Below are 21,458 nucleotides of genomic sequence, written 5' to 3'. Positions count from 1 at the left end.
TTACTAGGTAAATATGCATTAGTTCTTGAGGTTTGTAATTAAGCAATTAAACTTGATTTTACAAATTCTGAAACACAATAATAACAAACAAAATTTATTAAAGCGTATGTATTGTTAAGTAAAAAATGCTGAAAAGCTTGATTTTATGCTGCACTCGCCGTTTGATACATTGGTGAATTTGCCTAAAAATGGTGAATGGTACCCGCGGCCGGACTTGAACCGGCAAGAGCTTACGCTCCACGGATTTTAAGTCCGTTATGTCTACCATTCCATCACGCGGGCAGTTATAAATACAGAACTGTATTTTTCTAACTGGACAGATTAATAAAAAAAATACAAAAAAGCAAGTACAAAAAGCAAGTACTTTTATCGTTAATATATTTAGTCTGATATGGAAAAGTTATTAAACACCTTTACAATAGTTAATTTACTCATTAATTTATTAGATAATTAACTTAAATAGTGACAAAATAGTAATAATATGATAGATTAGTTTCAGAAAGTAATACTTTCTCTTGCATGTTATTGACATGTTTATTGACAAATGCCGCAAGGTAAGGTAGTTTTGCATAATGAATTTTTATCGGCTCTTATATTTAGGTGAGGCTTAAAGTAAAATTTAAGTTTCAGTTATTATAAGCGTGTGTTAAGTTCAAATAAGTAATTTCTATCTAATAAAGGTTTTTATGGCTACAAATATAGTAGGTAAAGTTAAGTGGTATAATTCTACGAAGAATTTTGGATTCATTGAACAGGAAAATGGCGGCAAAGATGTGTTTGTACACAAATCAGCCGTAGACGCAGCAGGTTTACATAGCCTTGAAGAAGGACAAGATGTAATTTTTGACCTTGAAGAAAAGCAAGGAAAAGCCTATGCTGTTAACCTCAGAATTAAATAAATGTATTTATAATACCAAACGCAGCTATCCAAAATTGTTTATAATTTAGGGTAGCCTAGTCATCTTTATCAAAATAGTAAATATTTTGTTTTTGTCTTATAATAACCTATATAATTTTAAGTATAATAAATTATTTTTACTAAAGGGCATGAAAATGCTCTAAATCTAATAATATTATTCTGGCTTGAATAAGATTCTAAAATAGTTTCATTATTCATTATCGTTTTATATATTTAGTTTGGTTTGTAATCTAGCTTAAGCATATTTTTTGATTCAGGATAATTATATAAGTCGTTATTTTAATTTACTATAACTTATTTTTTATACAATAGACCTCTTGCATAACTTATCTTAGAGGTTATTTGTAAATAAATTGTAATTAGTAATTAAATAGCTTTTTTAGCGAAAATTAATAAGATTTTTGTAGAAATAGTTATTCATATTTCAAAAAAATCTTATCATTTGCAACCAAAAAGAATTTAATTATCGGTTAAAACTTATTTACAGATAGGCTCTTAATAAAAGGAATAAGAGATTTTTACTCTACCCAAGCGTACTATAGTTAAGTATGTAAGGCTGAGAGAGCGTCTCATATATCTTTAAGAAATGGGTTATGTAAGTAGTCTAATCAATAATGTGCATATTTTGATTTAAAACTATATTGGATTATATAATGAAAAATTTTAATTTATCTGAAGAATTAATTATCGCTCTTGAGACAATGAATATCACTGAGCCGACTGAAATACAAAAGCAATCGATTCCGGTTGCAATGGCGGGGTCGGACATACTAGCTTCTAGTCAAACAGGTTCAGGAAAAACTCTTGCTTATTTATTGCCTTTGATTGATTCATTTATTAAAAATAAAACTACTGCTTTAATTCTTGTTCCGACTAGAGAATTAGCAACACAAATACACAGTACTTTAAATAAAGTAACTACATCCTATAAAATTAATAGTGCAGTTTTGATAGGCGGTGAACCGATGCATAAACAATTTATGCAATTAAAAAAGAATCCAAAAGTGATTATCGGTACGCCAGGGCGTATTATCGATCACTTAAATAGAGGAAGTTTGAAAATTGATCGCATAGGCATAACTGTACTTGACGAAATGGATAGAATGCTTGATATGGGGATGAAAGAACAGTTAGAAGAAATCAATAAATTTTTACCGGAAAAAAGACAAGTGTTAATGTTTTCTGCTACTATGCCAAAACATATTATTGCTGTTTCTCAAAAATATCTAAACAATCCGGTACGTATTACAGTAGGTGCTACCAATAAAGCAGCTGCAGAAATAAAACAGGAATCAATGTATGTTTCTGATAAAGAAAAATTTAGTGAATTAACTAAACAACTTGGTAATATGGAAGGATCGGTAATTATTTTTGTGAAGACTAAACGCTCTGCCGATCAATTAGCTAAAATGTTAAAATATGAAAATCATAAAGCAGAAGCTATACATGGTGATTTAAGTCAACGTCAACGTGAAAGAGTAATTTTATCATTTCGTAAGTTAAACCATAGAATAATGGTAGCAACCGATGTAGCGGCGCGTGGGCTTGATATTCCCCATACACAGCATGTTATTAATTATGATTTACCTATGTGTCCTGAAGATTATTTACATAGAATAGGTAGAACGGGTAGAGCAGGGGCTACCGGACATGCCTTGTCTTTTATTTCGTCTGATGATATTATTAGATGGCGTGCAATTGATCGGCTAGTCAATAAAGGAGAATCTACGCCGCGTAGTGAGTTTAGAGGTCATAAAAATAATCGTAAAAGATCATTCGGTAAAAGAGTCGGCGGTGAGGATAAAAAATTTAATTCTTTTGATAATAGCCGTAAAAGAACCTTTGACAGTAACATCTACGGTAATAAAAGAAAGAAAGTATCGTAGTAAGGTTAAGGTCTGATGTCATTCCTATGAAAGCATAAATCCAAAAACAAAGTATAAATACAGCAAATTTTTGAAATTAAAAGCTCAATTTATCTCGCTTTATAATGGGTTTCTGCTTGCGCAGGAATGACACCGAGCACTTTTCTTGAGCCATGCAATAACGCTGAATAAATCACGGGATGACAAATATAAAAAAGGAGGATAAATTCATAAGTTTAAATTTTTTACGATTTCAATATATGTCTAATATTTTCTTTATATTAATAATTTCTTTTCCCGGAGGTTTAATTTATTTACTTACCAGTTCAACACTTTCTTTTTGGCTTCGAGAATCCGGTTTTGATAAAATTACTATCGGGCTTTTTAGTTTAGTTAATGTTATTCATATATTTAAATTTTTATGGGGTCCTTTACTAGAAAAAGTAAGTTTTGCCCCTTTAAGTAAGCGAGGATATAAATATTGTTTAATTATTGCTTTGGTTAGCTGTATTTGTTGTGTATATGTTCTAACAAATTTTAACCCTAAAACTCATTTTATACCATTTGCTTTATGTTTAGTAGCGGTGGCATTTTTTTCTTCCATTTATGATATGTTGCTTCAATCATCACAGATGTTACTTATTACAAATAAAAATTGGGGCATAAGTGAAGCAGCTTGTACTACAGGCTTTAGAATAGGTATACTTATAGCAGGTTCAGGAGCGTTATATTTATCAACTATCATATCTTGGCAAGATGTTTATCGTGCTATGGCAATTTTATGTATACCGTCATTACTATTAATTATAATTTATCCACTTAAATTTAAAAATAAGATAATTATTAATGATTTTTATAGATTTTGGCATGCTTTTTATGACTTTATCAAGAAACCTAAATGGCTAATAATTGTTAGTTTTATGCTGCTATATCGTCTTCAGGATAATTTTCTTTCAATTATGCCAAATATGTTTTATCTCGATATCGGGTATACGAAGAAAGATTTAGCTTTTGGATATAAAGCTTTTGGTATGTGTGCTGCAGTCCTTGGAGGTTTTATAGGCGGGTTTTTGTGCCGAAAATATGAATATTCTTATTTGCTTAAAAGAGCATTAATATATCATGCTTTATCTAGCCTATCTTTTTTATTTCTCTATTTTTATAATCGAGATATTACAAGTTTGTATATATCGGTCTTTTTTCAAGAATTTACTAAAGGCTTAACTATATCGCCGTTTTTTTCTTATCAATTAAGATGCTGTAGTGCTAAATATTGTATAACCCAAATTGCTTTAATTACTTCTATTGCTTATATTAGTACCATATTGTTTGGTAGTATTTCAGGCTATGCAGCTACTTATCTTGGATGGAGTTATTTTTTTATCATAGCAGGATTTTGTTTTATTCCTGCTTATATATTAATTCAATATTTACCTAAACTATAAATATTGTATAATTTAAATTGTCGTTTTATAATAATCAACAAATTTATTAGTGTGATTTATTTATGTTTATTCAAACTGAAGATACTCCAAATCCGGATGCAATAAAATTTTTCCCAGGGCAAAAAATAAGTAGCGATCAGCCGGTATTTTTTAGTGAGCTTGCTGAAGTTAAAGGCAGAAGCCAACTTGCAGAATCGCTATTTCATATTAATAATGTAAAATCAATATTTTTCGGTAGTGATTTTATAACGGTAACTAAACAAGCTGAAGGTAATTGGCAAGTTATAAAGCCTGAAGTTTTAATGATTATTATGGATCATTTTGTTTCAGGCTTTCCTGTATTTGAAGAAAGTACCAAAGCAGATACTGTAAATCATAACCTTGAGGTGTTTTCAGAAATAGAGAAGCAGATCATAGAGATTATTGAAACTAGAGTGCGACCATCTGTTGCTCAGGACGGCGGCGACATAATATATAAAGGGTTTGAAAACGGTGTAGTTAAATTAGCACTTCGAGGTTCATGCCTTGGATGTCCTAGTTCCACAATTACCTTAAAAAACGGTATTGAGTCCATGCTTAAACATTTTGTACCTGAAGTACAAGAAGTTGAAGCTGTAGAAGAAGATTTTGAGTAATTTAGGCCTTACCTAAGTGAGTGGATTTTAAGTTTCGATGTCGTTCCCGCATTCTATGTCATTCCAGCTTCTGCGGGAATGACATAGAAGACATGTAATAACAACTTCAGCTACTTGCAATGACGATATCTATAATACTAACCTTCCTTTGCAGAATTGATTATATCATTTTGATGCCAAATAACGTAATATAGTTTAACATCTTTTGGAGCATATACTACGATAGGTAGTTTGCTATTATGTCTTAAAAATGTTTCATTGCCTAAAAATATACTTACCGGTTGCATCGTTGCTTTTATGTTTGGGCATGCCATCATTGTACTAGCAGGGTGATCGCTAACTTGCTCGATTATATAATAATTATATCCCCATCCTTCTAAAGTTTTTGTTTCCAGCTTACCGCCAAACCAAACACGATTACAATCTTTCATTGCATTTTTTGTTGCTTGTAATTCTACTTTAGCGTTGCTTCATTAGACTCTGTAGGTAAATAAATTACATAACGCTTTTGATTTTTAAGTGGTGTAGATAGGGTGCAATATCTTTTAACCGCTTATCGGCATTAGCTAAGCAAGCTGCTACCAAAAAGACCTAGTGTAAGAAACAATATAATTTTATTTGGCATATGATTATTTGTTTAATTAATTAAACTCCATTATCTCGCCTAAAGGAGTTATATAAGAAGAATTTATTTTACCATCGGCTATATCAGCACAAAACCTTCACTATAGTCAACCTCACCCTTTGCGTTTATTTTTTTACTTAAAAATAATATAGCATTTTCAAATTTATTTTCTTTAATATAGGCTGATTATTTAAACTGAAAACTTTCATGGCAAGCTTTTCATTATTAGGTAATCTAAAATATATTTCTGATCCGTTATTGGATTCAAAAAAATTACATTTATTTATTAGCACCTAATAATAAATTGTTTAATACATCTATGGTAACTTGTTCTTCAAGGTTTATAATTTTAGCAATAATATGTAATTATTGTGATTATTTTGTATATTTGAAATAAGAATAGTTTGAAAATTATTTTGTTTTAGTTCCGTAAAGGTTAGTTCAGCCTTATATTTTTGTTTGTCACTAGAAAAGTTAGGTAGCGTTTCTATTAAATTAAAATTAAGAAAGTTTTCGCTAACTCTTGTATTCAGCATATTATTTTGATTTAATTTGGTAAAATCTAATTCGGCATAGTATGTTACTCCATCAATATCTAAACTATAACTATATACAGGCTTATCTTCTAATATCTCTTCAAATAAATCTTCCCACAGCTCTTGTAACTCTTGTACAAAATTTTGAGCATGTTCTTTAGTTACAAGTATCAATTTGATTTGCAAAGCTTTTTGCTATAAAAAACTTTAAATCTTTTTGATACGATAAAGATAAATCATGAATATGACATTTAAATGTTTTATCGACATAATTTATTAGTGATGCAATATCTGCAGGAAAATTTTTAGTTATTTCTAATAATTCTTTTTTATGCTGTTCGAAATTATGTTCATTTTCTAATCTAATCCCTTTTCTTTCTTAAGAAAGCCGGTATGTCATGAATATCCGACTCTTTATTATCTTGATCTAGAGTATTAACAACAATGTTTTTGCGTTCTAAAGTTTGATTATTTGAAGCACGCAGAGAACCCCATATTTTTCCTAAAAATGATGGTTTTGGTGCGTCATCTTCAGATTTGTTAAAAGTATTTACATATAACCCTAGTTCTTTTTCATTTCCGATAAAATTTTGATTTATTGGAGAGTCGGTAATTGCAATATTTTCGGTACTGTAGCTGTTAAAATCAGGAATTTCTTCTATTTGTGTAGGTTGTACTATAGCTTCATTATGAGTTTCTTCAGGAACTATATTGGTAGTTTCAGCTATTGCGGGTTTATATGTCGGTACTTTATCGGCATCAATACCGGTAGCAACAACCGATACTCGGATAATTCCTTTTAATTCTGGATTAAATGTTGAACCGAAAATAATATTAGCATCAAGGTTATCTACTTCTTCTCTAATTCTATTAGCAGCGTTGTCAACTTCAAATAAGGTCATGTCGGAACCGCCAGTAATATTGATTAATACACCTCGTGCACCGCACATTGAGCTATGATCTAGCAGCGGATTTGAAATTGCAGATTCTGCTGCTTTAATAGCTCTATCTTCGCCGCTAGCTTCACCCGTACCCATCATTGCTTTACCCATTTCGCTCATTACTGCTTTAATGTCGGCAAAATCAAGATTAATAAGTCCCGGCATAATCATTAAATCCGTTACTCCTCTAACACCTGCATGTAATACATCATCTGCCATTTTGAAAGCATCGGCAAACGTCGTTTGTTCATTAGCAATACGGAATAGATTTTGGTTCGGTATTACAATTAAAGTATCAACGAATTGCTGTAGGTCAATAAGTCCTTTATCGGCAGTTTTCATACGATGACCGCCTTCAAAATGGAAAGGTTTAGTGACTACCCCAACCGTAAGGATGCCTAGTTCTTTAGCAATGCGTGCAATAACCGGTGCAGAACCGGTACCTGTACCACCACCCATACCTGCTGTAATAAATACCATATTGCTATTTTCTAAGTAACTACGAATTTCGCTTTCTGATTCTTGAGCAGCAAGTGCTCCAACCTCAGGAGAAGCTCCTGCCCCAAGACCTCTAGTCGTAGAAACACCGAGTTGTATTTTGTTCGTGCATAAAGAATGTTCAAGCGATTGAGCATCGGTATTAGCTACTACAAAATTAGCACCTTGCAGATTAGCACTAATCATATTATTTACTGCATTACTACCTGCACCTCCTACACCGAAAACCGTAATTGTTGGCTTTAATACTATATTTTCAGGAGCTTTTATATTTAAAACCATAATAATCTTTATATTTATATAATTATGTTCAAGTATAATAAAATTTTAAGGCTGTGTGAAGAAAAATTTAATTAATATATTTTTGTTCTTTTTGGCTGCAAATTATGAGATTTTTTTGAAATAGGAATAGCTATTTGCTGCAAAAATCTTATTAATTTTTGCTCAAAAATATCTCACAATATAAATAATTAAATTTTTTCACACAGCCTTAAAATTTCCACAGTATTTTATAAAAAATGTGGATTATGTTATTTTAATAATGGAACGCCGTTATTATGACAAGCTTTGATTAATGCTTTATTATTATTAGCCACAGGGAGCCCTTCATGCATGGCAGTTAACAAATAAGTTGCATAGTATGAAGTAAGATTATTGGTTCTTGCAGTATTCATAATTTTGTACATAGGAAAATCAAAATTTGATATATTGATGGGTAAGGAGTTTAAAAAATCTATAGTTTTAATAATTTTTGCTGAAGTTATTCTAGCACGTTTTGCTGCTATTAATATTGTATTAGTTACTTCAAATTTCCAAAGAAATGGTACTACTGCTCTAAATTTATAACAATAATCTCATGTAAAGTCGGAATATTCATCACGTTCATCATAAAGAACCATGAAGCAGTTATGGAGCAATCGGCTATAAATGGTTTAGAACTCATCTTCTACCTTCACCTCGAAGCTCTTTAATAGTATAAGGAGCCAATGTATTACCTTTGCTGAATTATCTTATTTGCTCTACTATATTATCTCTTTTAGGTTTTTAAGTTATAGGTATAATTTTTGCAACCGGCGTATAATGCCTTACAAATAGTAATTTGTTCGCCGTCTTGTAACACGCTGTATTAGATAGGAAAAATAAGTTTTTGTTTCTAGTAGGTTAATTTGATTAGATAAATTTTGTTTCACATAGGTAATATAATAAATAAACTAATTTAATAATAGCCTATTTATAAGATTTTGTGTAGTAACATTAATAGTTTAAATTTATATTTTTATATAAAACCTAAGGTTATCCAACCATTTTTTCAGGAACTACTATTTTATCAAAATCTTCTTCCGATAAAAGATTGAGTTTTTTAGCTGCTTCTTTTAGAGTACTCCCATGCTTATGAGCTTCTTTAGCAATTTTTGCGGCATTATCATAGCCTATATGCGGATTAAGAGCCGTAACAAGCATTAGCGATTTATCACGTAAATCATTAATGCGTGCTATATTAGGTTCTAAGCCTTTAACACAGTGAGTAACAAAGCTATTTACGCTATCGGATAACAGCTCTATAGATTGTAGGATATTGTATATTATTACAGGTTTAAAGACGTTAAGTTCAAGATGTCCGTTAGAGCCGGCAATAGTAACCGTAACATGATTTCCCATTACCTGACTGCACACCATTGTTAAAGCTTCGACTTGGGTAGGGTTTACTTTACCAGGCATAATCGAAGAACCGGGTTCGTTTTCTGGTAAATGCAGCTCACCAAGACCGCATCTTGGACCTGACCCAAGTAACCTTATATCATTTGCTATTTTCATTAAGCTAACTGCTATAGTATTAAGAGTGCCTGAAAATGCTACTAGTGCGTCGTGGGCAGCTAGACTTTCAAATTTATTAGGAGCAGTCTTAAAGGGTTGTTTAGTAAACTCTGCCACTTTCTCAGCAAATTTTATATCAAAGCCTATTTTTGAGTTAATACCTGTGCCGACTGCCGTTCCACCTTGAGCAAGTAGATAGACTTTTTTTAGTGCATCTCCTATGCGTTCTAAAGCATACTCTATTTGTGTAATATATCCGGAGAATTCCTGTTTAAGAGTTAAAGGAGTTGCGTCCTGCAAGTGGGTTCGTCCTATTTTTATGATTTTATCCCAATCTTTTGACTTGTCTTGCAAAGCGGTAAGTAAATTATTCAAAGCCGGTATAAGTTGTTGTTTAGTTGCAAGTACGGTTGCTATGTGCATAGCGGTTGGAAAAGAGTCGTTGGATGATTGTCCTTTATTAACATGATCGTTAGGATGTACTGGAGATTTGCCGCCTTTCTTGCTTGTTAATTCTTCATTAGCAATAGAGGCAATAACCTCGTTCATATTCATGTTTGTTTGCGTACCTGAACCTGTTTGCCAAACTACTAAAGGAAAATTATCCTCAAATTCGCCTTCTAAGATTCTATCTGTAGCTTTATCGATACTTGTAGCTATTTTAGCGTCTAAATCACCAAACTCATAATTAACCTGTGCTGCACATTTTTTTAAAATAGCAAGAGCACGAATTAAAATTTCAGGCATTTTTTGTTTGCCTATTTTAAAATTTTCTAAAGATCTTTGAGTTTGAGCTCCCCAATAAAATTTTTCTTCTATTTGAATTTCTCCAAAAGAATCGCTTTCGGTTCTGTAATTTTTCATAAATTGTTAAATGTTATATAATTATCTATTTTTTTCATAAAATGATCACTTACTACATTCAAGTCTAATTGCTGGGCTAATTTAGCAAAGCTATAGTATAATTTGTCTGTTAAAGAAGCTTTGTTTAGATTCTTAGCAATAAATATTAATGTGCTTTTTATCATAAGATTACGATTAAAACTATAAAATTTTTGCCAATGTTCGTTATATTTAGGTTCAGAAGATTCCATGTAATCGGAATATATAGCTTTAGTAATTACTGCTTTACCTTGATATATATCAAATATAGTATCATTAATGAATCTTTCATTTTTGAGGTTATTGATCACTTTATCAAAAAAATTATTTAATATAGCCGTTGTTATCTCTTCTTCTGTAAGTTCATTTATAAATATGTCTAATTGCTTTTCAAAACTCTCGATAATTTGTTTATTTGGTCCCCTTTTCATGACTTTGCTCTCACATTAATTGATATAATAAAAGTTTATGACTTTAATTTTAGTAGACTAAATATTTATATCGAAGTAAATAAAAAACAATATTTGATTTAAAAATATTATTGATGTAATGAATGAAAAATTATAGAAGCGGCATTTGATACATTAAGACTTTCAACTCTCCTAGAAATAGGGATTTTGGCTAAATAATCACATGTTTCTTCGATTAATCTTCGCATGCCTTTATCTTCTGAGCCAAATACTAATGCCATTTTGTCTGAAATTAATTTATCGGTAAAGTCATCATTTGCAGAACCGGTTAGACCTATAATCCAAAAGCCGTGTTTTTTAAGATAATTCATACATGAGCGTAAGTTAGTAACTTTAATTATAGATATTAATTCTAAAGTACCGCAAGCCGCTTTAGCAATGCCTCCGCTTTCATTCGGAGAATTATCTTGAGGTAATATTATAGCATTTATATCAAAAGCAGCGGCACTACGAATAATTGCTCCAATATTTTGTGTGTCTGTTATTTGATCAAGAATCGCAATTTTACATTTTGGGTTTTTTATATCTATGTGCTCTAAATTGTAAGAAAAAATTGGTCTAACTTTTGCAGCTATTCCTTGATGTGTTTGGTGTCCCAGTAATTTAGATAAAATATCGTTATTAACAATTTCATAAGATCTAGTACCTATTAATTTTTTGTTTGTATCAAAAATTTCCCTAGTGCATAAAATATTTTCAATTTGACGTTTTGGATTATTTAGAGCAGAAAATACAGGATGTTTCCCATACATATAATAACAATTTTTAGAATCAAGTTTTTTATTTTGCATCTTATTGAAAACCATCAGTAATTTGTTCTTGACAGAAACTACTATTTATTATAGAAAGTTACAACTAAATAAATGTGCAAGCTGCTACTTGTTTATTTGATAATTCGGCAAGAAGTTTTATTAAGTCCTAATACTAATTATATATTGTATTTTACAGTGAATTAGTCTATTTAATACAGTAAAGTTCTTTAGGAGGGGTGGCCGAGTGGTCAATGGCAGCAGACTGTAAATCTGCCCGCGTAAGCGTTCGAAGGTTCGAATCCTTCTCCCTCCACCACTTAAATGGTTCAGGGAAGCATGTCATTTTATTTTAAAAGATTTCATGTATATATGTTTAATTTAAAAATAAAACATAATTGTGTACATTTATAAATCTGAATAAAATTGATATAGGACTATTAACAAAATAGCTTTGAAATTATTTTATTAATAGTGGCACAATGCGGGTGTAGCTCAATGGTAGAGTTCCAGCCTTCCAAGCTGGCTGTGTGGGTTCGATTCCCATCACCCGCTCCAGAGATAGTGGTAATAAATAAATTGAGAAAAAAATTCATTTATAAAAAATTAACTATGTATTAAACCTAAAAAATTGTAGAGAGTAATAATATGGCAAAAGCAAAATTTGAACGAACTAAACCGCACGTTAATATAGGTACGATCGGTCACGTAGATCACGGTAAAACTTCCTTAACGGCAGCAATAACTATAGTACTTGCTAAGACAGGTGGAGCAAAAGCTACAGCGTATGATCAAATTGATGCTGCTCCTGAAGAAAAAGAAAGAGGTATAACTATTTCTACTGCACACGTAGAATATGAGACTAAAAATAGACACTATGCACACGTAGATTGTCCGGGACACGCTGACTATGTAAAGAACATGATAACCGGTGCCGCTCAGATGGATGGTGCAATATTAGTAGTTTCTGCTGCTGATGGTCCTATGCCGCAAACTAGGGAGCATATATTACTAGCAAAACAGGTAGGTGTACCTGCTATGGTAGTATTCTTAAATAAAGTAGATATGGTGGATGATCCTGATTTATTAGAACTAGTAGAGATGGAAGTAAGGGAATTATTATCACAATATGGCTTCCCGGCTGATGAAATACCTATTATTAAAGGTTCTGCACTTCAAGCTTTAGAAGGACAGCCTGAAGGTGAAAAAGCTATTAATGAGTTAATGGATGCAGTAGATAGCTATATACCGCATCCTGTAAGAGCTACTGATAAACCTTTCTTAATGCCTATAGAAGATGTATTCTCTATTTCAGGAAGAGGTACTGTTGTAACCGGTAGAGTAGAGTCAGGAATGATTAAGGCAGGTGAGGAAATTGAAATAGTCGGTTTAAAAGATACACAAAAAACTACCTGTACCGGTGTAGAAATGTTCAGGAAATTACTTGATGAAGGACAAGCCGGGGATAATGTCGGTATATTACTACGTGGTACAAAAAGAGAAGAAGTTGAAAGAGGACAAGTTCTTGCAAAACCTGGTAGTATAAAACCGCATGATCAGTTTGAAGCTGAAGTATATGTGCTTAGTAAAGAAGAGGGTGGACGTCATACACCATTTACTAATGACTATCGTCCGCAGTTTTATTTTAGAACAACAGACGTTACCGGTACAATAAAATTGCCTGCTGATAAGCAGATGGTTATGCCTGGAGATAATGCTACTTTTACAGTGGAATTAATTAAACCAATTGCTATGCAGGAAGGGTTGAAATTTTCTATACGTGAAGGTGGTAGAACAGTGGGTGCCGGCGTAGTAACTCAAATAAATAATTAATTGATTTTATAAATACCTATTATTTTTTAATAATAGGTATTTATATTTTAAGATGTCTGAAAAACATCTTGCTGTTTAAATATTAGGTTTACTGAATGAAAAATAAAATCAAAATTCGTTTAAAATCATTTGATCACCGTAGTCTTGATCAAGCTACAAAAGAGATAGTTAGTGCTGTTAAAAGAACATTTGCTAGTATTAATGGTCCTATTCCTTTACCTAGAAAAATTGAAAGATTTACCGTCAATAGGTCTCCTCATGTACATAAGAAGTCAAGAGAGCAATTTGAAATTAGAAAGCATAAAAGATTATTAGTTATAGATGATCCAAATCCGGCAGTTGTTGATGCTTTAAGTAAAGTTGATTTAGCAGCAGGTGTTGATGTAGTGATTGAATTAGAGAGTGGGGAATAAATGAGAACCGGTATAATTGCTCAAAAAATTGGGATGACTAGTGTTTTTAATGATAAAGGAGAAAGAATTTCTTTGACATTAGTAAAAGTTGATGATTGTCAAGTAGTAGGGCATAAAACTCTAGAAAAACATGGATATAATGCTTTGGTTATAGGTATAAAAGATAAGAAAATATCTAGAGTAACCAAGCCTATGAAGCAAGTTTTTGCTAATGCTAAAATATCTCCTAAAACTAAATTAAAAGAATTTAGAATTTCTGAAGAGAATTTTATTGATATAGCAGCAAATTTAGAAGTAGATCATTTTATGGCCGGACAATTTGTGGATATAACGGCAACTACTATAGGTAAAGGGTTTGCCGGTAGTATGAAAAGACATAATTTTAGAGGTCTTGAAGCTTCTCACGGTGTTTCTATATCCCATCGTTCGCATGGTTCTACAGGACAAAGACAAGATCCAGGGAAGGTTTTCAAAGGCAAAAAAATGGCTGGTCATATGGGATGTCACCAAGTTACTATTCAAAATTTGAAAATATTTGCCGTTGATAAAGAGCGTAAGCTTATTATGATTCAGGGTAGTATACCTGGTCACAAAAATTCGTATCTTTCAATAAAAGATGCAATAAAAAAGATTTCAATAATTGTATAATAGATATTTAGAGGCTATCAGTAAATGAATTTTAATTAAATAGTTAAAGAGCTTTTTTAGCAAAAATTGATAAGATTTTTGCAGAAATATTATGCATATTTCAAAAAAATCGTATGATTTACAGCAACAAAAAATTAAATTATCGGTTAAAATTTGTTTACTGATAACCTCTTAGACATGTTTGTGGAGGTTAAAGATTATCAAATTAACAAAACATCATGCAATATTATTTATATAAAAGTTTTATATAAGACTGTATAAGGTTAAATAAAGATGAAAACTAAAATATTAAGTCTTGCTAATGAAGAAGTTGGTGAGATTAGCTTAAATGAAGATATATTTGCTGTTGAATTTATCAGAAATGATATAATAAAGCAGGTTATTGATTGGCAGAGAGCTAAAGCAATGTCCGGTAATCATAAAACTAAAACAGTATCAGAAGTATCAGGAACCACAAAAAAACCTTTTAAGCAAAAAGGTACAGGTAATGCAAGACAAGGCTCTCTTAGATCGGTGCAGATGCGTGGTGGTGGTGTAGCTCACGGACCTAGAGTACGTAGTCATGCAACAAAATTACCTAAAAAAGTACGAAAACTTGGTTTAATTCATGCTTTATCTGAGAAATTCGCTGAAGGGAAATTATTAGTAATAGATTCTTTAAAGCTAGATCAGCCTAAAACTTCTGCTCTTGTAAATATATTAAGCAAATTCCAAGGGAAAAGTTTCTTTGTAATAGATGGCAATGAAGTAGATACTAATTTTTCTTTAGCTGCAAAAAATATTTATAATATTGTGATTGTTCCACAAGTAGGAGCAAATGTTTATGATATAATACGATATGAATATGTCATATTATCACAAGAAGCAGTGAGCGTTTTAGAAGAGAGGTTAAGATGAGTTTTTATAAATACTACGATTTAATTAGAAAACCTATTATTACAGAAAAAACTACTGCCCTTTCGGAACAAAATAAATACGCTTTTTATGTAGATAAATTTGCTAGAAAACTTACCGTTAAAAAGGCTATAGAAGAAATATTTAAAGTAAAAGTAAAAAAAGTGAATATTTTAAACGTTAAAGGTAAGAAGAAAATATTTAAAGGAATTATAGGGACTCAAGTCAATAGAAAGAAAGCTATTGTTACATTAGAAAAAGACCATAATATCGATTTTGCCGGAGGAATTAAATAAATGGCTTTAAAAAACTTTAATCCAATTACTCCTTCTCTTAGAGAATTAGTTCAAGTTGATAAAACTAGTTTATGGAAAGGCAGACCTTTAAAATCTTTGACCAAAGGTATATCTAAAACCGGTGGACGGAATAATCAAGGTAGAATTACGTCTTGGCACAGAGGTGGAGGACATAAAAAATTATATCGTATGATTGATTTTAAAAGAAATAAAATAGATATTTCTGCTATTGTTGAAAGAATAGAGTATGACCCTAATAGAACTGCTTTTATTGCTTTAATAAAATATGAAGACGGGGAGTATTCTTATATTCTAGCACCGCAAAAATTATCTGTAGGTGATAGAGTAATATCAAGTCAAGATGCTGATATAAAAATAGGAAATTGTTTACCTTTAAAATTCATTCCTGTCGGTACTATTTTACATAATGTTGAAATGAAAGTAGGTAAGGGTGGTCAAATTGCAAGGTCTGCAGGTACTTCAGTAGATCTAGTGGGTAAAGATTCAGGGTATGCTCAGATTAAATTAAGATCAGGTGAATTTAGGTTAGTACCTTTAGATTGTAAAGCTACTATAGGTAGTATATCTAATTCGGATCAAAAAAATATTAATTTAGGCAAAGCAGGTAGAAATAGGTGGCTCGGTTGGAGACCACATGTTAGAGGTGTAGCAATGAATCCTGTAGATCATCCTCATGGCGGTGGTGAAGGTAAAACTTCAGGAGGGCGCCATCCTGTTACTCCTTGGGGATTCCCAACAAAGGGTAAGAAGACACGTAAAAATAAACGTACTTCAAAATTTATCGTAAAGAAAAGAAAATAGATTTTAAATTAATTAGGTATTAGTATGGCACGTTCAATATGGAAAGGGCCTTTTGTAGACGGTTATTTAATAAAGAAAGTTCAAAAATTAATGGAATCAGGTAAATCTGAAATGATTAAAACTTGGTCTAGAAGATCAACGATTTTGCCTATTTTTGTAGGGTTTACTTTTTCTGTTCATAATGGTAATAAATTTATTCCGGTTTTTGTAAATGAAGAAATGGTTGGAAGAAAATTAGGTGAGTTTGCTCCTACTAGAACATTTTACGGTCATGGAGCAGATAAAAAAGTCAAAAGAAAGTAAAGATTTATATGGTACAGGAAAATAAAAATTTTGCTACGGCAAAAGCTAAATCTATTAGAGTAAGTCCAAGGAAGCTAAATTTAGTTGCAGCCTTTATTAGAAATATGAAAGTATCTGAAGCGCTGGTACAATTAACTTTTTCTCCTAAAAGAATTGCAAAAGTTGTAAAAGATTGTTTACAATCTGCTGTTGCAAATGCTGAAAATAATTTAGGTCTAGATATAGATAGATTGGTTATTACTAAAGCGATTGTAGGTAAGGCTTTAGTAATGAAAAGAGTTATGCCAAGAGCAAAAGGAAGAGCAACTAGAATAAATAAGTTTTTTAGTAATCTTTATATAACTGTTACAGAAAAAGAGGATAATTAAAATGGGGCAGAAAGTTTGTGCACATGGTTTTAGAGTTGGACCGACTTTAATTAAAGGTTGGGATTCCGTATTATATGCAGAAAAACATTATAAAACTCTTTTTATACAAGATTTAAAAATTAGGGATTTAATAAATAAGGGTTTTAATCAAGCTCAAGTTAGCAGAGTTTTAATTGAACGTCCTTCTAATAAAAGTATTATAATTAATATTAATGCCAAGAAACCAAATATTATTATCGGTAGAAATGGTAGTGAAATTGATAAGCTAAAAAAAGTTATCGAGAAAATGACTTCTTTAAAAGAAGTGTATATAAATATCCACGAAGTTAGAAAATTTAATATAGATGCTGCTATAGTAGCTCAAACTGTAGCATTACAGCTTGAAAAAAGAGTTTCTTTTAGAAAAGCTATGAAAACAGCAATTCAGGCCTCATTTAAGCAAGGTGGACAAGGTATAAGAGTTAGTTGTTCAGGGCGACTTGGAGGTGCTGAAATTGCTAGAACCGAGTGGTATATAGAAGGAAGAATGCCGTTACATACTTTAAGAGCTGATATTGATTATTCAACAGCTGAGGCTATAACTACTTATGGAGTTATAGGGGTTAAAGTGTGGATTTATAAAGGTGAATATACAGAAAATAAAAGATATAATTAATTTTAAGTATTAAAATGTTAGCTCCGAAAAAACAAAAATTTAGAAAAGCTCATAAAGGTAGAGTTGCTTCAAAAGCAAAATCAGGTACGGCGCTTGCTTTTGGATCATTTGGTCTAAAATCTATAGATGGTTGGCGTGTTACTGCAAGACAAATAGAAGCAGGGAGAAAAGCTGCTACTAGATGTATGAAAAGGCAAGGAAGATTATGGATTCGCATTTTTCCAGATGTTCCCGTTTCTAAAAAGCCTGCTGAAGTAAGAATGGGTAAAGGTAAAGGTTCTACTGAATTTTTTGCAGTTAGAGTTTCGCCTGGAAGGATTATGTTTGAAATTGAAGGGGTAGAAGAAAATATTGCACTTAGAGCTTTGGAGCTTGCAAGTGCAAAATTACCTGTTAGAACAAGGATAGTGAGACGTTATGAATGATTTAAAATTATTAAGAAGTAAGTTATCTACTGAAACAATAGAAGAGCTTTATAAAAACCTTAATCTTTTAAAAAAAGAATTGTTTAATTTAAGATTTCAACAAGCTTTAGGTGAGTTAAAAAATATTAGTAGGTTTTCGTTAGTCAAAAAGTCTATAGCACGTATTAAAACTGAATTAACAAAAAGATCTAATAGTGAGGAATATTAAAATGCCGAAAAGAGTGTTACAAGGCGTGGTTATAAGTTCAAAAGCTGATAAAACGGTTACAGTAAAAGTAGAAAGAAAGTTTAAGCATCCTATTTATAAAAAATTCGTGAAAGTATCTAAAAAATATGCTGCTCATGATTCAGAAAATAAATATCAAGAAGGAGATAAAGTTAGTATAATTGAAAATCGTCCTATTTCAAAAACCAAAACATGGATAGTGGTAAATGGGGAATAAAGTTTTTTAGTTTTTGACTTTATAAGGTAGATTGTTTATTTTATCTTTCGTGTATAAAAAATTGGAAGTAGTTTATGATTCAAATGCAGAGCATCTTGGAAGTTGCAGATAATTCCGGTGCTAAAAAAGTTATGTGTATTAAAGTTTTAGGTGGTTCTCACCATATGGTGGCAAAGCTGGGTGATGTTATAGTTGTATCTGTTAAAGAAGCTATACCTGGCGGTAAGGTTAAAAAGGGTGATGTTTATAAAGGCGTGATTGTTCGTACAAAGACCGGAGTAGTAAGACCTGATGGTAGTACAATAAAATTTGATAAAAACGCATTAGTGCTTTTGAATAAACAAGATGAACCTATCGGTACTAGAGTTTTCGGTCCTGTTACAAGAGAACTTAGAACGAAAAAATATGTTAGAATAATGTCGCTTGCAGAGGAAGTGTTATAAATGATTAAATTAAAAGTAAAAAAAGGTGATGAAGTTGTTGTTATTACCGGAAAGCACAAAGGAAAAAAAGGTAAAATATTAAAAGTTTTTCCTGAGGATAGTAAAGTAATTGTTTCTGGAGTAAATTTAGTAAAAAAGCATACTAAACCTAATCAAATGAGTGGAGGTGGGATAATAATTAAAGAATTACCTATACATATCTCAAATATTGCACATATCGATCCAAAAACCGGTAACCCTACCAAAGTAGCTTTTAAATTTTTAGAAGACGGCTCTAAGGTTAGAGTAGCAAAGAAATCAGGGGAAATTATCGGTAAGGAAGGTAAATAATGTTAAGATTTAAAGAATTATATCAGCAAAAAATTATTGAAAACTTACAAAAAGAATTTTTTTATAAAAATAAGCACGAAATACCGCAAATTAAGAAAATTGTTATAAATATGGGAGTAGGGGAAGCGATAGCCGATTCTAAAGTAATTAATAATGCGGTAAATGATCTTACTTTGATTTCAGGTCAGAAGCCGGTTGTAACGTTAGCAAGAAAATCTATTGCAACCTTTAAGTTACGCGAAAGTATGAAAATAGGCTGCAAGGTTACATTACGTAAAGATAGAATGTATGATTTTTTAGAAAGGCTAGTAATTGTTGCGTTACCTCGTGTTAAAGAGTTTCGTGGTTTTTCTTATAAAAGTTTTGATGGTAAAGGGAATTTTACTTTTGGATTAAAAGAGCAGATAGTTTTTCCTGAAATTAATTACGATAAAATCGATACAATAAGGGGTATGGATATTACAATCGTTACATCTGCTAAAACAGATAAAGAAAGTAAGTTTTTGTTATCAGGGTTTAATTTACCTTTTTATAATTAATTTTTAGGGTATATATAATGGCAAAAGTAAGTTCTATAAAAAAGAACGAAAGTAGGAAAAAAAAATCACAAAGTTTACATAATAAACGTTCAGCATTAAAAAGTAAAATTTATGATAAAAATATTTCATTAGAAGAGCGTTTTGCTTTGGTAATGTCGCTTGCACAATTACCTAGAAATTCATCATCCACTAGAATAAGAAATAGATGTGAGCTTACAGGTAGACCAAGAGGCGTTACAAGAAAATTCGGTATATCGAGGAATAAGCTTAGGGAATTAATAGGTAGAGGTTTAGTTCCCGGTGTAGTTAAATCAAGTTGGTAAAAGTCGATAGGTAAATAATATGTCAATGACGGATAATGTAGCAGATATGTTAACTAGAATTAGAAATGCTTATAAAAGCAAATTGATAAATGTTTCTTTTCCTAGTTCTAAAATTAAAACTTCAATTTTAGATGTTTTGCAAAAAGAAGGTTATATAAAAGATTATGTAACTACTCAAAAAAATAATATTAGTTATACTGAGGTAGCTTTAAAATACTCTGTAAACGGTGATGCTTCTATATGCGAAATTCATAGAGTATCAAAGCCTGGCAAAAGAGTGTATTCTGCTATTAAAGCTTTGAAAGGATATTATAATAATATGGGTATATATATTCTTTCTACTCCTTACGGTGTTATGTCTGATAGAGAAGCTCATATTAAAAATGTCGGCGGCGAAGTAATTTGTAAAGTATTTTAAGGTAAAAAAATGTCACGTATTGGAAAATTGCCGGTTACTATACCTGAAGGTGTAACAGTTGGTTTAAATGATTTAGAAGTAAAAATATCCGGACCTAAAGGCGAATTATCAAAAACTTTTAAAGGTAATATAGCAATTTCATTGGCAGAAAATAAGCTTTTAGTAAAACCTTTAGCCGCAAATAAAAATGCACGTGCTATGTGGGGTACTGCAAGAAGCATAATATCAAATATGGTTACCGGCGTTAAAGAAGGGTTTAGGCTTAAACTCGAAATTAACGGAGTCGGTTACAGAGCAATGGTAAAAGGTAAATATTTAAATTTAATGCTTGCTAAAAGCCATAATACAAAAATTGAAATACCTTCAGATATTAAAGTAGAGGTGCCTAAGCAAAATATTATTATTCTTGAGGGAACAGATAAAGAAAAATTAGGACAATTTGCCTCAATTATTATAAAACAGAGACCACCTGAGCCTTATAAAGGAAAAGGGATTAAATTTGAAAATCAATTTATACCGCGTAAAGAAGGTAAGAAAAATTAAATTTAAGAGTTAAATATGCGTAGTGCTAAGCTAAAATTTGAAAAAAGAAGAAGTAGAATAAGACATAAAATATCTAAAACATCTAATAGAGTTAGATTATCGATATTTAAATCAGGTAGACATATATATGCACAAATTATTGATGATTCTAAGTCTATAACGATTGCTGCTGCTTCAACTTTAGATGAGAAAATAAAAAAATTAAAAAAATCTTATTGTAATATTGAAAATGCTATCAAAGTAGGTAAAGAAATAGCAAAAAAAGCTGATTCTGTAGGGATAAAAGAAGTAGTATTTGATAGAAGCGGATATAAGTATCACGGTGTTGTAAAAGCTTTAGCTGATGCAGCTAGAGAGAAAATAAAGTTTTAGGTTATAAGGT

General features: G+C 31.3%; 31 protein-coding genes, 3 tRNA genes and 1 pseudogene. 26 read left to right on the top strand and 9 right to left on the bottom strand.

The window, feature by feature from the left end; translation table 11 throughout:
* Positions 1–196: 196 nt before the first annotated feature.
* Positions 197–282: transfer RNA gene (locus tag A452_RS0104945), tRNA-Leu, on the bottom strand.
* A gap of 404 nt (positions 283–686) precedes the next feature.
* On the opposite strand from A452_RS0104945, the gene A452_RS0104940 reads away from it, so the two are divergent.
* From A452_RS0104940 to A452_RS0104925, 4 genes are all read left to right on the top strand, one after another.
* Positions 687–899 carry a cold-shock protein gene (locus tag A452_RS0104940; RefSeq protein ID WP_008579233.1) on the top strand — a complete coding sequence of 71 codons (213 nt, stop codon included), beginning with the start codon at positions 687–689 and terminating at the stop codon, positions 897–899.
* 673 nt (positions 900–1,572) lie between these two features.
* On the top strand, positions 1,573–2,805 hold the full coding sequence (locus tag A452_RS0104935) for a DEAD/DEAH box helicase (RefSeq protein ID WP_014412435.1): 1,233 nt from the start codon (positions 1,573–1,575) through the stop codon (positions 2,803–2,805).
* Positions 2,806–2,984: 179 nt separating this feature from the next.
* The gene (locus tag A452_RS0104930) at positions 2,985–4,229 is read left to right on the top strand and encodes an MFS transporter (RefSeq protein WP_014412436.1); all 1,245 of its coding nucleotides are present in this window, start codon (positions 2,985–2,987) and stop codon (positions 4,227–4,229) included.
* A gap of 62 nt (positions 4,230–4,291) precedes the next feature.
* A complete protein-coding gene (locus A452_RS0104925; RefSeq protein WP_014412437.1) occupies positions 4,292–4,864 on the top strand; it encodes a NifU family protein in 573 nt (190 codons plus the stop codon).
* A gap of 137 nt (positions 4,865–5,001) precedes the next feature.
* On the opposite strand, the gene A452_RS12120 is transcribed toward A452_RS0104925, so the two are convergent.
* The 4 genes from A452_RS12120 to A452_RS12110 form a co-directional block, all read right to left on the bottom strand.
* Complete coding sequence (locus tag A452_RS12120; RefSeq protein WP_014412438.1) at positions 5,002–5,295, bottom strand: ecotin family protein; 294 nt, start codon at positions 5,293–5,295, stop codon at positions 5,002–5,004.
* A gap of 535 nt (positions 5,296–5,830) precedes the next feature.
* Entirely contained in the window at positions 5,831–6,199 is a 369-nt protein-coding gene (locus tag A452_RS12115) for a hypothetical protein (RefSeq protein WP_014412439.1), read from the bottom strand.
* Between the two features lie 188 nt (positions 6,200–6,387).
* The gene (gene ftsZ, locus A452_RS0104910) at positions 6,388–7,746 is read right to left on the bottom strand and encodes a cell division protein FtsZ (protein ID WP_014412440.1); all 1,359 of its coding nucleotides are present in this window, start codon (positions 7,744–7,746) and stop codon (positions 6,388–6,390) included.
* Between the two features lie 248 nt (positions 7,747–7,994).
* Positions 7,995–8,138 carry a PIN domain-containing protein gene (locus tag A452_RS12110; RefSeq protein WP_231289997.1) on the bottom strand — a complete coding sequence of 48 codons (144 nt, stop codon included), beginning with the start codon at positions 8,136–8,138 and terminating at the stop codon, positions 7,995–7,997.
* A gap of 4 nt (positions 8,139–8,142) precedes the next feature.
* Between A452_RS12110 and A452_RS12105 the strand changes: the two genes are divergently transcribed.
* A complete protein-coding gene (locus A452_RS12105; RefSeq protein ID WP_017208608.1) occupies positions 8,143–8,310 on the top strand; it encodes a hypothetical protein in 168 nt (55 codons plus the stop codon).
* 93 nt (positions 8,311–8,403) lie between these two features.
* Here the strand turns inward: A452_RS12105 and A452_RS12840 are convergent.
* From A452_RS12840 to rlmB, 4 genes and pseudogenes are all read right to left on the bottom strand, one after another.
* Positions 8,404–8,654 (bottom strand): annotated as a pseudogene (locus tag A452_RS12840) (type II toxin-antitoxin system Phd/YefM family antitoxin).
* Positions 8,655–8,757: 103 nt separating this feature from the next.
* Positions 8,758–10,143 (bottom strand): class II fumarate hydratase, encoded by a 1,386-nt coding sequence (gene fumC, locus A452_RS0104895; protein ID WP_014412442.1) that lies wholly within the window; start codon positions 10,141–10,143, stop codon positions 8,758–8,760.
* A complete protein-coding gene (locus A452_RS0104890) occupies positions 10,140–10,592 on the bottom strand; it encodes a hypothetical protein (RefSeq protein WP_014412443.1) in 453 nt (150 codons plus the stop codon). Before A452_RS0104890 ends, fumC begins: the two co-directional genes overlap by 4 nt.
* Positions 10,593–10,699: 107 nt before the next feature.
* A complete protein-coding gene (gene rlmB / locus A452_RS0104885; protein WP_014412444.1) occupies positions 10,700–11,422 on the bottom strand; it encodes a 23S rRNA (guanosine(2251)-2'-O)-methyltransferase RlmB in 723 nt (240 codons plus the stop codon).
* Between the two features lie 191 nt (positions 11,423–11,613).
* On the opposite strand from rlmB, the gene A452_RS0104880 reads away from it, so the two are divergent.
* The 21 genes from A452_RS0104880 (at position 11,614) to rplR (ending at position 21,448) form a co-directional block, all read left to right on the top strand.
* Positions 11,614–11,699: transfer RNA gene (locus tag A452_RS0104880), tRNA-Tyr, on the top strand.
* Positions 11,700–11,864: 165 nt separating this feature from the next.
* Positions 11,865–11,938 (top strand) — tRNA-Gly (locus A452_RS0104875).
* Positions 11,939–12,028: 90 nt separating this feature from the next.
* Positions 12,029–13,213, top strand: coding sequence for an elongation factor Tu (tuf, locus tag A452_RS0104870; protein ID WP_014412445.1), 1,185 nt, complete (start codon positions 12,029–12,031; stop codon positions 13,211–13,213).
* Between the two features lie 95 nt (positions 13,214–13,308).
* Entirely contained in the window at positions 13,309–13,626 is a 318-nt protein-coding gene (gene rpsJ / locus A452_RS0104865; protein ID WP_014412446.1) for a 30S ribosomal protein S10, read from the top strand.
* Positions 13,627–14,274, top strand: a complete 648-nt coding sequence (rplC, locus tag A452_RS0104860) for a 50S ribosomal protein L3 (RefSeq protein WP_014412447.1) — start codon at positions 13,627–13,629, stop codon at positions 14,272–14,274.
* A gap of 273 nt (positions 14,275–14,547) precedes the next feature.
* Positions 14,548–15,171: a 50S ribosomal protein L4 gene (gene rplD / locus A452_RS0104855; protein WP_014412448.1), complete on the top strand. Its 624-nt coding sequence runs from the start codon at positions 14,548–14,550 to the stop codon at positions 15,169–15,171.
* Positions 15,168–15,464 (top strand): 50S ribosomal protein L23, encoded by a 297-nt coding sequence (gene rplW / locus A452_RS0104850; protein WP_014412449.1) that lies wholly within the window; start codon positions 15,168–15,170, stop codon positions 15,462–15,464. The genes rplD and rplW overlap by 4 nt, the downstream gene beginning before the upstream one ends.
* Complete coding sequence (gene rplB, locus A452_RS0104845; RefSeq protein WP_014412450.1) at positions 15,465–16,286, top strand: 50S ribosomal protein L2; 822 nt, start codon at positions 15,465–15,467, stop codon at positions 16,284–16,286. It abuts the gene before it with no gap.
* Positions 16,287–16,310: 24 nt separating this feature from the next.
* Positions 16,311–16,589 (top strand): 30S ribosomal protein S19, encoded by a 279-nt coding sequence (gene rpsS / locus A452_RS0104840; RefSeq protein ID WP_014412451.1) that lies wholly within the window; start codon positions 16,311–16,313, stop codon positions 16,587–16,589.
* Positions 16,590–16,597: 8 nt separating this feature from the next.
* Complete coding sequence (rplV, locus tag A452_RS0104835; protein WP_014412452.1) at positions 16,598–16,957, top strand: 50S ribosomal protein L22; 360 nt, start codon at positions 16,598–16,600, stop codon at positions 16,955–16,957.
* Position 16,958: 1 nt separating this feature from the next.
* Entirely contained in the window at positions 16,959–17,612 is a 654-nt protein-coding gene (rpsC, locus tag A452_RS0104830; protein ID WP_014412453.1) for a 30S ribosomal protein S3, read from the top strand.
* A 14-nt stretch (positions 17,613–17,626) separates the two neighbouring features.
* A complete protein-coding gene (rplP, locus tag A452_RS0104825; protein WP_014412454.1) occupies positions 17,627–18,037 on the top strand; it encodes a 50S ribosomal protein L16 in 411 nt (136 codons plus the stop codon).
* Positions 18,030–18,245, top strand: coding sequence for a 50S ribosomal protein L29 (gene rpmC, locus A452_RS0104820; RefSeq protein ID WP_014412455.1), 216 nt, complete (start codon positions 18,030–18,032; stop codon positions 18,243–18,245). The genes rplP and rpmC overlap by 8 nt, the downstream gene beginning before the upstream one ends.
* Before the next feature lies 1 nt (position 18,246).
* Complete coding sequence (gene rpsQ / locus A452_RS0104815) at positions 18,247–18,480, top strand: 30S ribosomal protein S17 (protein ID WP_014412456.1); 234 nt, start codon at positions 18,247–18,249, stop codon at positions 18,478–18,480.
* Positions 18,481–18,554: 74 nt separating this feature from the next.
* Positions 18,555–18,923, top strand: coding sequence for a 50S ribosomal protein L14 (gene rplN, locus A452_RS0104810; RefSeq protein ID WP_014412457.1), 369 nt, complete (start codon positions 18,555–18,557; stop codon positions 18,921–18,923).
* Positions 18,924–19,253, top strand: coding sequence for a 50S ribosomal protein L24 (rplX, locus tag A452_RS0104805; RefSeq protein WP_014412458.1), 330 nt, complete (start codon positions 18,924–18,926; stop codon positions 19,251–19,253). It begins immediately after the preceding gene.
* Positions 19,253–19,792 (top strand): 50S ribosomal protein L5, encoded by a 540-nt coding sequence (gene rplE, locus A452_RS0104800; protein WP_014412459.1) that lies wholly within the window; start codon positions 19,253–19,255, stop codon positions 19,790–19,792. The genes rplX and rplE overlap by 1 nt, the downstream gene beginning before the upstream one ends.
* 17 nt (positions 19,793–19,809) lie before the next feature.
* Complete coding sequence (gene rpsN / locus A452_RS0104795; RefSeq protein WP_014412460.1) at positions 19,810–20,115, top strand: 30S ribosomal protein S14; 306 nt, start codon at positions 19,810–19,812, stop codon at positions 20,113–20,115.
* A 19-nt stretch (positions 20,116–20,134) separates the two neighbouring features.
* Positions 20,135–20,533 (top strand): 30S ribosomal protein S8, encoded by a 399-nt coding sequence (gene rpsH, locus A452_RS0104790; protein WP_014412461.1) that lies wholly within the window; start codon positions 20,135–20,137, stop codon positions 20,531–20,533.
* 9 nt (positions 20,534–20,542) lie between these two features.
* Entirely contained in the window at positions 20,543–21,076 is a 534-nt protein-coding gene (gene rplF / locus A452_RS0104785; RefSeq protein WP_014412462.1) for a 50S ribosomal protein L6, read from the top strand.
* A 15-nt stretch (positions 21,077–21,091) separates the two neighbouring features.
* Positions 21,092–21,448 (top strand): 50S ribosomal protein L18, encoded by a 357-nt coding sequence (gene rplR, locus A452_RS0104780; protein ID WP_014412463.1) that lies wholly within the window; start codon positions 21,092–21,094, stop codon positions 21,446–21,448.
* Positions 21,449–21,458 lie beyond the last annotated feature (10 nt).

The organism is Rickettsia australis str. Phillips, assembly GCF_000273745.1.
Lineage (GTDB): Bacteria > Pseudomonadota > Alphaproteobacteria > Rickettsiales > Rickettsiaceae > Rickettsia > Rickettsia australis.
The sequence above is the reverse complement of the archived record's forward strand: the minus strand, read 5'-3'. Positions and strand labels throughout refer to the sequence as shown.

What these genes read in the sequence shown, in the direction of transcription:
- A452_RS0104940 (WP_008579233.1), top strand. Translation starts at nt 687, where the DNA reads ATGGCTACAAATATAGTAGGTAAAGTTAAGTGGTATAATTCTACGAAG.
- A452_RS0104935 (WP_014412435.1), top strand. Translation starts at nt 1,573, where the DNA reads ATGAAAAATTTTAATTTATCTGAAGAATTAATTATCGCTCTTGAGACA.
- A452_RS0104930 (WP_014412436.1), top strand. Translation starts at nt 2,985, where the DNA reads ATGACAAATATAAAAAAGGAGGATAAATTCATAAGTTTAAATTTTTTA.
- A452_RS0104925 (WP_014412437.1), top strand. Translation starts at nt 4,292, where the DNA reads ATGTTTATTCAAACTGAAGATACTCCAAATCCGGATGCAATAAAATTT.
- A452_RS12120 (WP_014412438.1), bottom strand. Translation starts at nt 5,295, where the DNA reads ATGAAAGATTGTAATCGTGTTTGGTTTGGCGGTAAGCTGGAAACAAAA.
- ftsZ (WP_014412440.1), bottom strand. Translation starts at nt 7,746, where the DNA reads ATGGTTTTAAATATAAAAGCTCCTGAAAATATAGTATTAAAGCCAACA.
- A452_RS12110 (WP_231289997.1), bottom strand. Translation starts at nt 8,138, where the DNA reads ATGAATACTGCAAGAACCAATAATCTTACTTCATACTATGCAACTTAT.
- fumC (WP_014412442.1), bottom strand. Translation starts at nt 10,143, where the DNA reads ATGAAAAATTACAGAACCGAAAGCGATTCTTTTGGAGAAATTCAAATA.
- A452_RS0104890 (WP_014412443.1), bottom strand. Translation starts at nt 10,592, where the DNA reads ATGAAAAGGGGACCAAATAAACAAATTATCGAGAGTTTTGAAAAGCAA.
- rlmB (WP_014412444.1), bottom strand. Translation starts at nt 11,422, where the DNA reads ATGCAAAATAAAAAACTTGATTCTAAAAATTGTTATTATATGTATGGG.
- tuf (WP_014412445.1), top strand. Translation starts at nt 12,029, where the DNA reads ATGGCAAAAGCAAAATTTGAACGAACTAAACCGCACGTTAATATAGGT.
- rpsJ (WP_014412446.1), top strand. Translation starts at nt 13,309, where the DNA reads ATGAAAAATAAAATCAAAATTCGTTTAAAATCATTTGATCACCGTAGT.
- rplC (WP_014412447.1), top strand. Translation starts at nt 13,627, where the DNA reads ATGAGAACCGGTATAATTGCTCAAAAAATTGGGATGACTAGTGTTTTT.
- rplD (WP_014412448.1), top strand. Translation starts at nt 14,548, where the DNA reads ATGAAAACTAAAATATTAAGTCTTGCTAATGAAGAAGTTGGTGAGATT.
- rplW (WP_014412449.1), top strand. Translation starts at nt 15,168, where the DNA reads ATGAGTTTTTATAAATACTACGATTTAATTAGAAAACCTATTATTACA.
- rplB (WP_014412450.1), top strand. Translation starts at nt 15,465, where the DNA reads ATGGCTTTAAAAAACTTTAATCCAATTACTCCTTCTCTTAGAGAATTA.
- rpsS (WP_014412451.1), top strand. Translation starts at nt 16,311, where the DNA reads ATGGCACGTTCAATATGGAAAGGGCCTTTTGTAGACGGTTATTTAATA.
- rplV (WP_014412452.1), top strand. Translation starts at nt 16,598, where the DNA reads ATGGTACAGGAAAATAAAAATTTTGCTACGGCAAAAGCTAAATCTATT.
- rpsC (WP_014412453.1), top strand. Translation starts at nt 16,959, where the DNA reads ATGGGGCAGAAAGTTTGTGCACATGGTTTTAGAGTTGGACCGACTTTA.
- rplP (WP_014412454.1), top strand. Translation starts at nt 17,627, where the DNA reads ATGTTAGCTCCGAAAAAACAAAAATTTAGAAAAGCTCATAAAGGTAGA.
- rpmC (WP_014412455.1), top strand. Translation starts at nt 18,030, where the DNA reads ATGAATGATTTAAAATTATTAAGAAGTAAGTTATCTACTGAAACAATA.
- rpsQ (WP_014412456.1), top strand. Translation starts at nt 18,247, where the DNA reads ATGCCGAAAAGAGTGTTACAAGGCGTGGTTATAAGTTCAAAAGCTGAT.
- rplN (WP_014412457.1), top strand. Translation starts at nt 18,555, where the DNA reads ATGATTCAAATGCAGAGCATCTTGGAAGTTGCAGATAATTCCGGTGCT.
- rplX (WP_014412458.1), top strand. Translation starts at nt 18,924, where the DNA reads ATGATTAAATTAAAAGTAAAAAAAGGTGATGAAGTTGTTGTTATTACC.
- rplE (WP_014412459.1), top strand. Translation starts at nt 19,253, where the DNA reads ATGTTAAGATTTAAAGAATTATATCAGCAAAAAATTATTGAAAACTTA.
- rpsN (WP_014412460.1), top strand. Translation starts at nt 19,810, where the DNA reads ATGGCAAAAGTAAGTTCTATAAAAAAGAACGAAAGTAGGAAAAAAAAA.
- rpsH (WP_014412461.1), top strand. Translation starts at nt 20,135, where the DNA reads ATGTCAATGACGGATAATGTAGCAGATATGTTAACTAGAATTAGAAAT.
- rplF (WP_014412462.1), top strand. Translation starts at nt 20,543, where the DNA reads ATGTCACGTATTGGAAAATTGCCGGTTACTATACCTGAAGGTGTAACA.
- rplR (WP_014412463.1), top strand. Translation starts at nt 21,092, where the DNA reads ATGCGTAGTGCTAAGCTAAAATTTGAAAAAAGAAGAAGTAGAATAAGA.